This is a genomic window from Halogeometricum sp. S1BR25-6, assembly GCF_031624495.1.
Classification (GTDB): domain Archaea; phylum Halobacteriota; class Halobacteria; order Halobacteriales; family Haloferacaceae; genus Halogeometricum; species Halogeometricum salsisoli.
In genome coordinates this window covers 768,298-782,014 of record NZ_JAMQOP010000002.1, presented here as the reverse complement: position 1 = coordinate 782,014, position 13,717 = coordinate 768,298, and the positions used below count along the sequence as shown (strand labels likewise).

General features: G+C 67.6%; 18 protein-coding genes. 10 read left to right on the top strand and 8 right to left on the bottom strand.

Annotated elements, in window-relative coordinates:
* Positions 1–67 precede the first annotated feature (67 nt).
* On the top strand, positions 68–448 hold the full coding sequence (locus tag NDI76_RS14105; protein WP_310924724.1) for a DUF5811 family protein: 381 nt from the start codon (positions 68–70) through the stop codon (positions 446–448).
* Between the two features lie 62 nt (positions 449–510).
* Here the strand turns inward: NDI76_RS14105 and NDI76_RS14100 are convergent, their stop codons facing one another.
* Together NDI76_RS14100 and infB are read right to left on the bottom strand one after the other, a co-directional pair.
* Positions 511–729, bottom strand: a complete 219-nt coding sequence (locus NDI76_RS14100) for a DUF8015 family protein (RefSeq protein ID WP_310924723.1) — start codon at positions 727–729, stop codon at positions 511–513.
* 90 nt (positions 730–819) lie between these two features.
* Positions 820–2,640, bottom strand: coding sequence for a translation initiation factor IF-2 (infB, locus tag NDI76_RS14095; RefSeq protein ID WP_310924722.1), 1,821 nt, complete (start codon positions 2,638–2,640; stop codon positions 820–822).
* A gap of 215 nt (positions 2,641–2,855) precedes the next feature.
* On the opposite strand from infB, the gene NDI76_RS14090 reads away from it, so the two are divergent.
* Positions 2,856–3,101 carry a PRC-barrel domain-containing protein gene (locus tag NDI76_RS14090; protein ID WP_310924721.1) on the top strand — a complete coding sequence of 82 codons (246 nt, stop codon included), beginning with the start codon at positions 2,856–2,858 and terminating at the stop codon, positions 3,099–3,101.
* Between the two features lie 22 nt (positions 3,102–3,123).
* Entirely contained in the window at positions 3,124–3,582 is a 459-nt protein-coding gene (locus NDI76_RS14085; RefSeq protein ID WP_310924720.1) for an NOB1 family endonuclease, read from the top strand.
* Positions 3,583–3,668: 86 nt separating this feature from the next.
* On the opposite strand, the gene NDI76_RS14080 is transcribed toward NDI76_RS14085, so the two are convergent.
* The gene (locus tag NDI76_RS14080; RefSeq protein WP_310924719.1) at positions 3,669–4,418 is read right to left on the bottom strand and encodes a CPBP family intramembrane glutamic endopeptidase; all 750 of its coding nucleotides are present in this window, start codon (positions 4,416–4,418) and stop codon (positions 3,669–3,671) included.
* 50 nt (positions 4,419–4,468) lie between these two features.
* The gene (locus tag NDI76_RS14075) at positions 4,469–5,761 is read right to left on the bottom strand and encodes a glucose-6-phosphate isomerase (protein ID WP_310924718.1); all 1,293 of its coding nucleotides are present in this window, start codon (positions 5,759–5,761) and stop codon (positions 4,469–4,471) included.
* Between the two features lie 376 nt (positions 5,762–6,137).
* Here NDI76_RS14075 and NDI76_RS14070 point away from each other — a divergent pair, with 376 nt between their 5' ends.
* The 4 genes from NDI76_RS14070 (at position 6,138) to NDI76_RS14055 (ending at position 7,994) form a co-directional block, all read left to right on the top strand.
* Positions 6,138–6,671: a DUF8056 family protein gene (locus tag NDI76_RS14070; protein WP_310924717.1), complete on the top strand. Its 534-nt coding sequence runs from the start codon at positions 6,138–6,140 to the stop codon at positions 6,669–6,671.
* Between the two features lie 71 nt (positions 6,672–6,742).
* Positions 6,743–7,276 (top strand): DUF5812 family protein, encoded by a 534-nt coding sequence (locus tag NDI76_RS14065; RefSeq protein WP_310924974.1) that lies wholly within the window; start codon positions 6,743–6,745, stop codon positions 7,274–7,276.
* A 102-nt stretch (positions 7,277–7,378) separates the two neighbouring features.
* On the top strand, positions 7,379–7,654 hold the full coding sequence (locus NDI76_RS14060; protein WP_310924716.1) for a hypothetical protein: 276 nt from the start codon (positions 7,379–7,381) through the stop codon (positions 7,652–7,654).
* 49 nt (positions 7,655–7,703) lie between these two features.
* On the top strand, positions 7,704–7,994 hold the full coding sequence (locus NDI76_RS14055; protein WP_310924715.1) for a hypothetical protein: 291 nt from the start codon (positions 7,704–7,706) through the stop codon (positions 7,992–7,994).
* 6 nt (positions 7,995–8,000) lie between these two features.
* On the opposite strand, the gene NDI76_RS14050 is transcribed toward NDI76_RS14055, so the two are convergent.
* Complete coding sequence (locus NDI76_RS14050) at positions 8,001–8,399, bottom strand: DUF7968 family protein (protein ID WP_310924714.1); 399 nt, start codon at positions 8,397–8,399, stop codon at positions 8,001–8,003.
* A gap of 117 nt (positions 8,400–8,516) precedes the next feature.
* Between NDI76_RS14050 and secF the strand changes: the two genes are divergently transcribed.
* The 3 genes from secF (at position 8,517) to NDI76_RS14035 (ending at position 11,381) form a co-directional block, all read left to right on the top strand.
* Positions 8,517–9,389 carry a protein translocase subunit SecF gene (gene secF / locus NDI76_RS14045; protein ID WP_310924713.1) on the top strand — a complete coding sequence of 291 codons (873 nt, stop codon included), beginning with the start codon at positions 8,517–8,519 and terminating at the stop codon, positions 9,387–9,389.
* Positions 9,389–10,960: a preprotein translocase subunit SecD gene (locus tag NDI76_RS14040; protein WP_310924712.1), complete on the top strand. Its 1,572-nt coding sequence runs from the start codon at positions 9,389–9,391 to the stop codon at positions 10,958–10,960. Before secF ends, NDI76_RS14040 begins: the two co-directional genes overlap by 1 nt.
* A gap of 214 nt (positions 10,961–11,174) precedes the next feature.
* The gene (locus NDI76_RS14035) at positions 11,175–11,381 is read left to right on the top strand and encodes a DUF7511 domain-containing protein (RefSeq protein ID WP_310924711.1); all 207 of its coding nucleotides are present in this window, start codon (positions 11,175–11,177) and stop codon (positions 11,379–11,381) included.
* 53 nt (positions 11,382–11,434) lie between these two features.
* Here the strand turns inward: NDI76_RS14035 and rnhB are convergent, their stop codons facing one another.
* From rnhB to NDI76_RS14020, 3 genes are all read right to left on the bottom strand, one after another.
* Positions 11,435–12,109: a ribonuclease HII gene (gene rnhB / locus NDI76_RS14030; protein ID WP_310924709.1), complete on the bottom strand. Its 675-nt coding sequence runs from the start codon at positions 12,107–12,109 to the stop codon at positions 11,435–11,437.
* A 73-nt stretch (positions 12,110–12,182) separates the two neighbouring features.
* Entirely contained in the window at positions 12,183–12,329 is a 147-nt protein-coding gene (locus NDI76_RS14025) for a hypothetical protein (RefSeq protein WP_310924708.1), read from the bottom strand.
* A 71-nt stretch (positions 12,330–12,400) separates the two neighbouring features.
* Entirely contained in the window at positions 12,401–13,693 is a 1,293-nt protein-coding gene (locus tag NDI76_RS14020) for a tRNA pseudouridine(54/55) synthase Pus10 (protein WP_310924707.1), read from the bottom strand.
* Between the last annotated feature and the right edge of the window lie 24 nt (positions 13,694–13,717).

Sequence of the window (13,717 nt, the reverse complement as noted above, 5' to 3'; positions counted from 1 at the left end):
ACGGCGGTTCTCGGTCCCTCCGACGGCTTTATCTGCGGCGTTCACGTAGGCACCACGACTCATCCTCATGAACGGAAACAACCCTTACGCGGGCGCGCCCGGTGTGGTGGACGCGGGTCGTCCCGAGGAATCGGAACTCTCGACGTCGGAGGTACGGCACCTCCGCGAGGCCGTCGCCGGAATCGTCTCGCGCACGCAGACGTACCTCCCCGAGGGCTACGCCGTGGGCTCGGAACTCTCCTACGGGTCGAACGGGCCGCAGGCCACCGTCGCCGTCCACCCGCCGATCGGTCGACCCATCAGCGCCGGGTTCACCCCGGACGAGGAGGACTTGGAGTCGGGCCTCACCGACGACGACCGCGACGAAGTGGCCCGAGGCCTCGCCGCCTCCGCCGCGTTCCAGGTGATGAGCGCCGTCGGCGACGACCTGACGCCAACTGCCCGATAAGACGTTTCTCTCGGCTCCGCGCCGCCCGTCCGACCCGCTTTCGTCTCGCTGGGACTCGCTTTTCAGTCCGAGAGCGGCGGGTCCACGAACAGCGCGTAGAGTAGCATCGCCGCCGAGGGGAGTCCGCCGGCGCTGACGCCGAACGCGGCGGGGACGTCGGCGGCCGCCGCGACGGCGACGCCGAGGAGCATCGGGAGCGGTAGCGTAACCAAGAGCCAGTCGTAACGCGATTGCAGAACCGGTCCGACCGCCTCGCCAGTAGGAGTTTTCCTGACGCGCATCGTACTCCCTCCGCGAATCACTACCGGCGGATTCGTACTAAACGTTACTCTCAGCCGAGCGTCCCGAATCCGACTCGGTCGTCGGAGCCGCTACTTCCCCCAGAAGGGGTCGCGCTGGCGGTGCTTGTCCAGATAGCCGGTCAGCGCTTCGAGTTCGTCGGCCGGAATCTCGTCGGAGAGTTCCTGTTCGAGTATCTTCGCGTGCTTCTCGGGCAACTCGGTCCACAGTTCGTCGCCCTCCTCTATCTGCCGACCGACGGTGGGGCCGTCGATGGCGATGGAGACGCGGTTGCCGGCGCGGACCTCCGAGACGTCCTCGCCCTGCTCTTGGATACCCGAGAGTTGGCCGACGCGGGTGGGCTTGCTCCCCTCCCACTTGGCGACGTTCGTGTTGTTCTTCAGCGTGCCCGAGAGCACCTCGACGCCGACGACGGCAGGGCCGGACTGCCGGAAGACGTGGTCTTCGAGGATGCGGAACCGGCAGGGGCGGATGATCTTGTCCAGCACCGTCTCCTGCTGTGCCCGCTGGCGTTCCTCGACGAACTCCTCGTACTCTTCGACGAGCTGATATATCACGTCGTCGCTGAACAGGCGCACCTCGGCGCCGTCGAGTTCGTCCTCGGCGTTCGGCAGGACGTCGACGTTGAACCCGAGGATGACCTTGTGTTCGTCCTCGCGGGCCGTCGACGCGACGGCCACGTCGCGCGGCGCGACGTCGCCCACCTCGGCGCGGAGGATGGGCACCTCGGCCTCCTTCAAGGCGTTCGCCATCGCCTCCAGACTACCGAGCGTGTCGGCCTTGACGACGACGCCCTCGTCGGCCGTGTCGACCTCTATCTCGGCCAGTTCGGAGGTGACGTCGTCGATGACCTCCTCCTCGCTCCGGTCGCGGACGACGCGGATGGGCGCGCCCGCCATCGCGTCGTCGAGGTCCGGCGCGGCTATCTTTATCCCGGCCGCCGCGCGCACCTCGTCGACTTTGTCGAACCGCTTTTCGGTTCGGATTTCGGCGTTCGGACGGGGTTGCAGGAGGGCGCGCACCTCGGTGACGATGGGGCCGTTGACGCCGCCGACGACGATGACGTCGTCCTCGCGGACGCTCCCGTCGTACAGCACCACGTCGACCGTCGCGCCGAACCCGCGCTCCTCTTTCACTTCGAGGACCGTCCCCGCGCCGGGACCGGAGACGTCTATCTCCATCTCCTCTTTCATGTAGCGTTGGGAGAGGCCCATCAGAACGGCCAGGAGGTCCGGGATGCCCTCGCCAGTCATCGCCGAGAGGGGGACGACGCCGACGTTCTTCTGGAAGTTCTGGACGCGCCAGTAGAGGTCGGCGGAGAACCCCTCGTCCGAGAGGTTCCCGATTATCTCGTAGAGGTTCTCGTCGAGTCGCCCGCGGGCGCTCTCGGATTGGCCCTCGTAGCTCCCTTGGATGGGCGACCCGTCCTGGGGGTTCCACCCCGGCGTCGTGTCTATCTTGTTCGCGGCGACGACGAACGGCGTGCCCGTGCGCTTGAGGATGTCGAGGGCTTCGAGCGTCTGCGGTTGGAAGCCGTCGTTCACGTCGACGACGACGATGGCGATGTCGGCGAGGGCGCCGCCGCGCGACCGGAGCGTCGAAAAGGAGTGGTGCCCCGGCGTGTCGATGAACAGGAGTCCCGGCAGGTCGAAGTCCTCCGGTTTGACGAGGCTCCCGGCCATCTGCGAGACGGTTTCGAGCGGGACCGCCGTGGCGCCGATGTGCTGGGTGATGGCGCCCGCTTCGCCCTCCGAGACCGCCGAGCCGCGTATCTTGTCGAGCAGCGTCGTCTTGCCGTGGTCGACGTGCCCGAGAACGGCGACGATGGGTGTCCGGAGTGCGTTCGATTCGGTTGCGGGAGGGGCGTCAGCGTCGGCGTCGGTGTCAGACATGAAGAGTCACTCCGAGAAGTTCGTACGGATAGGCGGGCGGCGCCGAAGTTAAGTCCATCGTCACGCCCGGACGCGCGTGAACGCGAGACACGGGGAGTCCGCCGATTTCGGCCGAATCGCGTTCCGGCGCTCGCGCCGCCGGCCGGTCGCGGCGTCGGACGGTCGTCGGACGAACCCCGTGGCACTTATGTAACCGTGGTCGAATATCTCCGGTCATGGCCGACGTACTCGCCGAGAACCTCTCCGGGAAGGCCGTCATGGGGGCCGACGGGACGGAACTCGGGATGCTGTACAACATCACGATGAATCTGAAGACCGGGACGCTGCACGACCTGCTCGTCTCGCCGCACGAGGAGGTCCGCTCGGAGAAGATTCCCTTCGACCGGGACGAGGACGGGCGCTTCCGCGTTCCCGTCTCCAGCGTTCAAGCCGTAAAAGACTACATCGTCGTCCAGCGTTAAGGAGCAACACAGACACCAGCAGATGCAGGTTCTCGACTCTTCCGCGTTCATCCACGAGTATCACACCGACGACCAGACGGCCTCGATTCCCCTCGTCGCAGAGGAACTGGAGGGCGAGGCCTCCTTCCGCTTCGACGCGATGGAAGGGGCGGGGATGCACATCCACATCCCCGCGTCGGGTACCGTCGAGAAGATTCGCCGCGCCGCCGGCGAGACGGGCGACCGGGAGACGCTCTCGGACACCGACATCCGCCTTCTGGCCGCCGCCTTCGAACTCGACGCCACCCTCGTCACCGACGACTACGCGATGCAGAACGTCGCCGAACGGGTCAACGTGGCGGTGAACGCCATCGCGCAGGACGGTATCGAGGAGCAACGCGACTGGCGGTTCCAGTGTCAGGGCTGCGGGCGCGAGTTCGACGAACAGAAGGAGCGTTGTCCCATCTGCGGCAGCGACCTCGCGCGAAAGAACCCCGCGTAGCCGCGGCCGCCGCGCGGTTCGATTCTCCGTTTTTCACGCCCCCGAGCGGCGCGGCTCTCTCTCTCCGACTTCTCTGACTTCTCCGACTACCCCGAAACCAGCCCCACCGCCAGCGCGTAACTGGCGGCGAACTGGACGGTGTTGTAGAGTCCGTGGGCGACGACGGGCACGAGCAGGCTCTCGCTCTTCTCGTAAATTGCGCCGAGCACGGCACCGAGGACGAGGACGACGCCCAACGTGACCAGCGCCCCCTCGCCCGTGAAGGAGGTGAAGTGGATGGCCGCGAACACCGCGCTCGACGCCGCGACGGCGAAGGTGACGCCGTACTCGCGGCGGAACTGCCCCTGCACGACGCCGCGGAAGACGAGTTCCTCCGTCGGCGCGACGAGGAGGAGGGTGACGGGGATGTAGTAGAGGAACAGCACCGGTTGGCCTTCGGCCGTCGCCGCGACGGCGCTGTCGCCGCTGTCGATTCCCAACTGCGTGAAGCCGAAGCTGATGACGAGATAGAGGACGAGGAGGACGCCGAAGCCGACGGCGGCCCACTTCAGGTCGCGTCCGGTCGGGAGCCGTCGGTGGATCAGCTCCCACTGGTCGGTGACGGTCAGATATCCCCCGGCGGCGACGCCGAAGCCGACGAACTGGGAGGCGCTGACCAGCGCCGTTCCGAGCGCGCCGGTCGGGTCGATACCGACGGCCCGCAGGAGAGCCGTCCCGAGCGAGACGAATATCGTGGCGCAGACGAGGACGAGAAGGACGACGACGACGACGCCGCCGAACGCACGGAGGGCGGTCTGGAGGTCCGACCGGGACGAGGAGGACACGTCGGATGCCATTCGTTGCCGGCGGTACGGTGCGGCGGCGGATAGAGGTGCCGGTCCGGCGGTTACTCCACGATGAGGTGCGTCTTCTCGGACACCGCCTCGGCCTCCTCGAAGTCGCCGCCGCCGAGCAGTCCGCGCGCGGCGCGCTTGCCCCACTCGACGGCCGGTTGGGTGAACGTCGAGACGCCCGCGAGTTCGCCGTACAGCACGCACGCCGCCTCCATCCCGTAGAGCAGTTCTCCCAGTCCGCGTTCGTCCACCGCGTCTATCTCGATGCGCACACTCGGGACGCCCGCGGCCGCGAGGCTCGCCTCCGTCGCCTCGAACTCGGCATCTAAGAGTTCGCCGAGCGAAGAGCCGCCGAGGTAGGAGAGTCCTTCCAGGTCCGTCTCCGGGATGGCCCGGTCCTCGCGTTCGGTCGGTCGGACGAGCGTCACGAGTTTGTCGCGGGGGCCGGCGCGGTACAGTTGCAGTTGGGAGTGCTGGTCCGTCGCGCCGAGGGCGCGCGCAGGCGTCTGGCCCAGTCCGTCCTTCCCCAAGCTTTCGGCCCACAGTTGCGCGAACCACTCCGCGAAGTACTCCAGGTCCTCGCTGTAGGGCATCATCGCGTTCGTCAGCGCGCCCCGGTTCGCGAGGGCGTACGACGCCGCCCCGTAGGCGTAGGCCGGCGACTCGAACAGCGACCCCGAGAGCCGCTCGGACTCCGCGCGCGCGCCGGCGAGGAGAGCCTCCAGGTCGTGACCCTGAATCGCCGACACCGCCAGTCCGACCGTCGAGAGCGCGGAGAACCGACCCGGCACGCCGTCCGGAACCGGCAGCGACGGGAGGTCGTGTTTCTCGGCCAGATTTCTGAGATTGCCCTCCTCGCCGGTCGTCACGAACGTCCGGTCGGTCCAGTCGACGCCGGCGTCGTCCATCGCCTCGCGGACGACGAGGAAGTTCGACAGCGTCTCGGCCGTCGTCCCCGACCGGGAGACGACGTTGACCACCGTCTCCGAGAGGTCGAGCGTCGACAGCAGGCACGTCACGCGCTCGGGGTCGACGTTGTCGAGGTAGTAGGCGTCGGGGTCCGACGGCTCCGACAGCGCCGAGGAGAGCGTCGCCGCGCCGAGGGCGCTCCCGCCGATGCCGACGGTGACGACGGCGTCGGGCGAGTCGAACGGTTCGACGGCCGACCGAATCGCGTCGGGGTCCGCGGTATCGGGGAGGTTCAAAGCGGCGTAGCCGTGCTCGGCGTCCGCCCGTCCGGACTCGATGGTCTCGTGGGCGGCGGCGACCTGTTCGTCCAATCGTTCGAGCGACGACTCCGAGACACCGGGCGTCGTCGAGAGCGCGTTGCCGAGGTCTACTCGCATACCTGAACGCCCGACGGGGGCGAGCAAAAAGGTGGGTATTGTTCGAAGTATTCCTCTCCGCTCCTCCGGAGTCGCTGTCGGAGACGAGAAGACCACGAACGCCCCCGACGGCGGCCAAGCGGGCCACGCGGGTGGGATTGAAAGGGGCGGCGCGCTAGACGAAGGCAGCCGACGCAAGCACCGCAGGAGCGAACGAAGTGAGCGATGAGGAGCGCAGCGAGGCTCCCGAGTCCAGCGCGTCGGGACTTTCAGGGTGTTGTCGGAAGTATATCCATCGCTGACGCCGACTACCGAACCGTGACGGCCGCAGCCGTCCAAACCGGCTACAACGAACGAGACCGGTTCGCTCAAGAGCCGCCGCCCCTAACCTCCGGCGATGGCAACGGGTTACAACGGCGTATTCGGGGCCTTTCCCTACGCGTTCCGGCGCAGTCGGTCGCTGCTGTTCAAATCCTACGTGGTGTTCAGCGCGTTCGCCGTCGCCCTCGTCTCGCTGTTCGTCGTCGCCGCCATCGTCGTCCTCCTCGGCCGGACGGCGGCGGTGCAGGGCGGGTCGTTGACGCTCTCGCGGGCGTTCTTCATCGTCATCGGTCTTCTCGTCGTCCTCCCGGCCGTCGCGCCGACGCTCGCCGTCGCCCGTCGGTATCGACGAGACATCGAGTCGACGCCGCGGTACGAGGTGGCGCTCGCCGTCGCCGGCTACCTATTCTTGTTCTCCCTCTACTTGGGCGTCGTCGCGTCGATGCCCGAGACGTTCGTGTTGGACGGCGAGACGGTGACGCGCCCCCCGCCGTCGGGTGCGTTCGCGCCGCTCGTCGCGCTTCTCTACGCGGTTCCGCAGGCGCTGTCGTGGGTCGTCCCGCTCTGCGGCGCCCTGCTGGTCGCCGCCGCGCACAAACTGTTCGGCTGACTTTCTCGGGACGGAGCGACGCCGAGAGCGTGACGAAACCCGGAAGTGGCCGCCGCGCCTACTCGCGGGCGATGACCGAGGACGACGGAGTCGGCCGAGACGAACCGTTCGGCGACGCGGGGCCGAGCGACGGTGACGACGAGCGAGTCGAGGGGACGTTCCTCGTGACCGCCGCCGACAAGGACTCGGCGGTGCTGAAGAACGTCGACACCGGGCAGGTGCACACGCTGTCGTCGAACCCCGGCGTCGAACGCCATGACGCCGTCACGGGCGTCGTCGCCCCGGACCCGCCGATGAACGTGTCGTACCAACTCGTCGATATTGAGTCGCGGTGGGGGCTCACCATCGAACTGTCCGACGAGTCGCCGACGGCGGACTCCCGAGACGTCGCCGCGTCGCAACCGACGGGCGAACTCACCCAAAAGGAGCGCGCCGGGACGGGCGAGATTCACGTCATCACCGTGCCCGAGGAAGAGACCGAGCAGGCCGCCACCGACGTGGCCGACGACGCGGAGAACACGCTGTCCCGGGCGGCCCGACTCGGCGTGAACCGCGTCGAGATTCGGACCGCCCCCGGCGTCGTCGTCGTCCGGTACATGCCCTGACCGTTCCCCGGGGAGACGCCGCGGCGCACTCGGCCCTTCCTCCGAATCGAACCGGACCGTAGGACGGTGGGCTGTTATACCGGCCGCTCGAACTGTCCCCACATGGACCGAGTCCGAGCGTTGGTGATCCAGTACGCGTGCGTCGGCGCTCTCTACCTCGTCGCCGGCGCGTGGATAATGGCGACGCGGGGGTTCTCTCTCGGCGGCGCGCTGTCCGCGTTCGGCGGACTGCTGCTCGTCGGGTCCGGTCTCTGGAACCTGCGCCACGAGGACGACGAGTACGGCTTCGGGCAGTTCGCCCGACGGGACTGGTTCTTCTGGCCGCAGACCATCGCCGTCGTCCTCCTCGCCGTCGGCGCCGTCTTCCGTTTTCTCTGATCGCTCGTCGTCGCCCAAGAGCTATCGTCGTCCGGCGATGAGGCCCGGTATGGACAGAGAACGCGTCGTGGTCGTCTGCATGGGATTGTACGCGCTCGCGCTCGTCGTCGACAGCCTCGTCGAGTTTTTCACCGAGGGTATCACCCTGTTTGGGGTCGTATTCGCAGCGTTCGGCTTGTTCGTGCTGGCGACGCTGGCTCGGAGCGCTTCCCGGGGGACGACCGACGACGGAATTCAGCGTATCGCCGACAGCGACCTGTGGTTCTGGTCGCTCGTCGTCCTGTTCGTCCTCGGTATCGTGGGTATCGTCCTCGACCTGACGAACGGCGCGCTCGCCTGAGGCCGTTCAGGACCGCTCTTCGCGGCTCTCGCGGTCCTTGCCGCTCGTCGGCGTCGGCCCGTCGGCGCTCTGGACCTGCCAGCCGCCGGCCACCTCGCCGGGTTCGCTCTCGCGCGTCGCGTACTCGATTTCGGTGTCGGGACCCATCGTCTCGACGCCGTCGACGGACTCGATGCGCAGGGGAACGTCCAGAGAGTTCCCGCAACAGCCCACGTCGACGAACTCCTCCCACGTGTCGCCCGGCGTCAGGTCCTCCAGCACCCGCCGGAGGTAGAGCCGAAACCGGTCGGTCTCCAGTTGGTCGCGCGCCCACGCGCTGAGGTCGTCGGGGTAGGAGATGACCACCCGGCGCGCCTCGTCGTGCTCTCTCGGTGCCGCCGTCGCGTCCGCGTTGCCGTCGCCCATACACCCGATAGGTCCCCGGCGCCAAAACGTCTCACGGTCGTACGCACCGCCGTATCGGCAGTCGACGCGTGGGGGCGTATAAGAAGGCTTATTCGGGGACCGTGACGAACGCCACGCATGGTCGACTTCACGGTACCGGAGGTAGATTACACCCGGTACACGAACCGCCAACTCGCCGCGGTCCCCCTGGCGGTGCTGGCGGTCGCGCTCCTCGTCATCGCAGGGTGGTACGTCATGACGGGTGTCCCCGTCAACCAGGGTATCGCCTTCACCGGCGGGACGGAGATTCAGGTCGTCGTCGACGGCTCCGGCGACGCCCGAGAACAGATCCAGCAGGCGTTCGACGCCGAACCCGCCTCCGTCCAGTCCGTTCCGGCGGAGAGCGGACTGTACATCGTGACGTTCCAGTCGGGAACGGACGCGAACAGTCTGGCCCAACAGGCCGAACGGGCCGGCTTCGAGGTCCGTTCCATCTCCTCGGTGTCGGCCAGTTTCGGCGGTGACACCCAGTGGCTCGCCCTCGGCGGGGTCGCCGCCGCCTTCCTCGGGATGAGTATCCTCGTCTTCGCCATGTTCCGCACGTTCGTCCCCTCCGTCGCCGTCGTCATCTCGGCGTTCTCCGACATCGTCATCCCCGTCGCCCTGATGAACCTCCTCGGCATCAAACTCTCCTTGGGGACCGTCGCCGCCCTCCTGATGCTCATCGGGTACTCGGTGGACTCGGACATCCTCCTGAACAACCACATCCTCCGGCGCTCCGGCGACTTCTACGAGTCGACGTACCGCGCGATGCGGACCGGGGTGACGATGACGCTCACCTCAATCGCCGCGATGGTCGTCATGACCATCACGGCGACGCTGTTCGGCATCCAACTGCTCGCGGCCATCGGGACCGTCCTCGTGTTCGGTCTCGCCGCCGACCTGATGAACACCTACATGCTCAACCTCAGCCTGCTTCGCTGGTACAAGTTCGAGGGGGTGCGTCGGTGATGGCGGGTCTCCGAGACAACTGGCGGGTCATCCTCCTCGTCGTCTTCCTCCTCGCCTCCACGTTCGCGCTGTTCTCGCCGACGCTCGGGGCGGACTCCGGGTCCGGCGGCGTCGGCAACGCCACCGACACCGGGCCGACGAACCTGCAGTTCGGCCTCGAACTCTCCGGCGGGACGCGCATCCGCGCCCCCCTCGTCGGCGTGACCGCCGAGGGCGTCCAGTTCGGCGGCGACCAACCGCGCGTGGTCGAACAGACCGTCGCCTCGAACCTCGAAGAGGCCACGGTGACCGACGTCATCGCCCGCCAGTCGGCCAACGCCACGACGGTCGAAGTGACCGCCGAGAACGTCACCCAAGACGAGTTCCGGAACGCGCTCCAATCGTCCGGCTACGGGTTCGAGACGGTTCGCGACGGCGTCACCGCCGCGACGCGCGAGGAGGTCGTCCGCATCCTCACCGACAAGATCAACCAGGCCGGCCTCTCCGGCGGGTCCGTCCAGCAGGTGACGACGGCGACGGGCCAGCACTTCATCCGCGTGGAGGTGCCGAACCGCGACACGAGCGAGGTCCGCCAACTCGTCTCCGAACGCGGGACCGTCGTCGTCCAGGCGTACTACCCGGTTGAGGAGAACGGCTCGACGACCTACCGCTCGGAGGTCGTCCTCCAGCAGAACGACTTCCAGACCATCGGCTCCGTGCAGGAACAGGGCACCGGCCCGTCCGTGCCGGTCACCATCAAGTCCTCGGTCGCCCCCGAACTCCAGCAGTCGCTGGTCCGGACCGGTATCGCACAACCCGGCGGCACCTCCTGCACGTACGACCAGAACCCCAACAGCACCCAACCGTGTCTCCTGTTGGTCGTCGACGGCGAAGTCGTCAACGCGTTCGGGATGGACGGCGGCCTCGCGAGCAGCATGCGGAGCGGCGAGTGGGCGAACAGCCCGGAGTTCGTCCTGACCGCCCGGAACACCTCCGAGGCCCAGCAGGTCGCAATCAACCTCCGCGCGGGGGCGCTCCCGGCGGAACTCGACCTCTCCGGTCAGGACGGGGGAACCACCTCCTACGTCTCGCCCAGTCAGGGTGAGAGCTTCAAAATCGACTCGCTCATCACCGGTATCATCGCGGTGCTGGCGGTCAGCGGCGTCGTTTTCGTCCGCTACAGCGACGTGAAGGTGGCCGCGCCGATGATCGTCACCGCGCTCTCGGAGGTGGTCATCCTCCTCGGGGCCGCGGCGGCCATCGGTTATCCGCTCGACCTCTCGGTCATCGCCGGCTTCATCGCCGTCATCGGGACCGGGGTGGACGACCTCATCATCATCGCCGACGAGGTGATGGCCGAGGGCGACGTCTCCTCGCGGCGCATCTTCCAGTCGCGTTTCCGCAAGGCGTTCTGGGTCATCGGCGCCGCCGCTGCGACGACTATCGTGGCGATGTCGCCGCTGGCGGTGCTGTCGCTCGGCGACCTTCAGGGCTTCGCCATCTTCACCATCCTCGGCGTTCTCGTCGGCGTCCTCATCACCCGCCCGGCGTACGGTGACATCCTTCGGGCGCTGATGACTATCGACCGCTGAGGACCGCCGGTACGCATCGCAGGGCGCCCCACTCTACGGTTCACGGCGGTCTCCGACCACCCCGCTACCGTCCGTCTATTTTCATGGCGGCGACGCCCTAATCGTATAGGCTATCGTTTAACTGCGTAGGAGAATGTACTGTAAACTGTACCGCGACGCAGACGTAGTTGCCCGCTCGCGCGGGAGACGACGTAGACAACGGAGTACGTACACTATGTCAACCGACGCCACCCTGACGGACAACGCAGATGCCCCGCACGTCGCAACCGCTTCGGAGACGCTGGTCTCGACCGTCGTCGAGTACGACGACGAGTCCGACGAGTGTACAATCTACCCACTTCACGCCGACGACGAGGAACGCGTCACGACGTGGGTCTCCGCCAAGCGGGAGTCGTACGTCTCGCTGGCCGAGATGCGCTGACGGCCGTTCCGTCCTCCCTCTCCCCACCCCAATCGTTTCTCCTCGCCCGCCGACTAAAACTCGCCCAGCGACGACTGCGCCGCCGCCGCCAACACGTCGTCGCACGTCGACCACGACGCCCGCGCGCAGTCCGGTAGCTCTCCCGTCTCCTCGACGTACGTTTTGAGGAACTCGCGGGTCGTCGAGTCACTCGGATAGCCGCTTCCGACGGGACCGTACGCCGCGAACGCCTCGCCGACCGCCGCCATCCGAGCGTCGCGTTCGACTTTCGCGACGACGCTCGCCGCGCCGACGTGCGGGTACGTCTCGTCGGCGCGGTGTTCGGCCGTGACGGAGACGGCGACGCCGGCCTCTTCGACGCCCGCCCGGACGCGTCTCCCGAACCGCGAGGCGTCCACGTCGCCCGCGTCGGTCACCACCTCGTCGCCCTCGCGCGCGACGCCGGCGAGGGCCTCGACGTGCGCGGCGACGGTCAGCGCGTTCATGTCGGTGTCCGGGCGGTCGATGCGCTCGGGGTCGACGAACACGACGCCTATTTCGACGCCGTCGCTCTCGCGGAGCGTCGCCGCTATCTCCTCGCGGCGAGACGGCGAGAGGCGCTTGGAGTCGTCTATATCCGCCGGGAGTGCGTCGGCCTCGGCGCGCACCGCCGCGGCGACCATCGGTCCGAGCACCGGCCCCTTCCCCGCCTCGTCGCTGCCGACGAGGACGGGCGACCCGTCTGTCATACCTCCTCCGGCGGACAGCGACGACTAAGCGGTTGCGGTCGGCGTCGAGAAAAGAGCGGAGAGCGGGCGGCGCTCAGTCGTCGGCGAGGGGCGGGTCGGCCCGGTCCGGTGATTCCTCCAGTCCGTCGTCCTCCTCGAACTCGGCGCGAAGTTGCTTCTCGACGAGCGCTTCCCACTCCGGATTCGACTCGTAGTGGTGACACATGGTATCTGCTCTCACTCGTAGGCGCGGCCGGAAGTTCCTAAACGTTGTGTTGGTCACTCCGGCAACGGATCGGGGAGGGGACCCCGTTACCGCGGTTCGTCGCGGAAGAACGACTCGTTCTCGAACTTCTCGTCGACGCCGTAGACGCCCGTCACATCCAGCGCCGTCACGGCGGCGTCGACGTCGAGGAGGCCCGCCAGACTCGGTTCCGTGCGTCCCTCGTCGCCGGAGACGAGTTCCTTGATGTAGAGGCCGCCGGCGCCGTGCACCTCGACGGTGGCGTGTCGCTCGTCTTTCCATTCGCCCGTCGCCTCGAACACCTCGCGGGTCCGGGTGAGCGCCGCCCGTCGGTGGTCGACGCGGTTCGGCGTGTACTGTTCGATGGTCGCCCCGTCGAGTTCGGCGAGGGCGTCGGCGAGTTCGTCCTCGGAGACGTCGTCGCCGAACTCCACCTCGGCGCGGTAGCGCTTCGAGGCGTTCAACTCCTTCACGCGTTCGACCATGTCGTAGGCGGCGAGGCGGAGGCCCTCGACTTCGACTTTCCCCTCCGCGAAGGCGTTGATGTCCCCCTCCAGACGCTCGACGTCGACGTGACGGCGGCGCGGTTCCATGATTTCGACGACGAACGGCCGGCCCGTCCCGAGCATCAGGGCGTCGACGTCCTCCCGGCCGGCGCCGTGGAACTTCGCGTCCGTGCCGTCCATCACGTCCATCACGACGGGGGCGGTCAGACCCTCGACGCTCTCTTGGTACATGTAGCCCGTCCCGTCGCACTTGTCGCAGGGCTGTTTCCCGAGGTAGCCCGTCCCGTGACACTTGTTACACGGCCACTCGGTCTGCGGGATGTCCCGTTCGAGTTTGCGGTAGCGCCCGTAGACGAACGTGGAGTTGAGTTCGACTTCCACGGCGTCGGCGTCGATGTCGAGGAGGAACTGCACGTCCGGGCGGCCGAACTCGACTTCCGTCTCCGTGAGTCGGCCGAACCGCTTGCCCACCTCGCGGTTGAACTCCGACTTGAAGAGTTCGCCCGCGTCCTCGGCGAGTCCGGCGCCCTCGCGGAGGAGCACCTCGTTCTCCTCGACAAGCGGCGGCGCGCGCGTCCCGACTTGGTACGTGTCGAACTCGATACCCTCGACGGCGTCGGCGCAGCGTTCGGCCCACTCGTCGAACCGGGCGCACTCGCCCTCGCACACCCAGCAGTCCTCCCGCGAGACGTCCTCGGGTTCCTCGTCGTCTTCGAGGGCGGCGGCGACGCGGAGGCTTCGGCCCCGTTCGGCGTTCGTCAGCCCGAAACTCCGGTCCGCGAAGACGCGGCCCAGACACGGGTCGCAGACGGGACTCTGCGCGGCCACCTCGCGCGCGTCCTCCAAGATACTCATACCGGACGATGACGTGGACCGCGT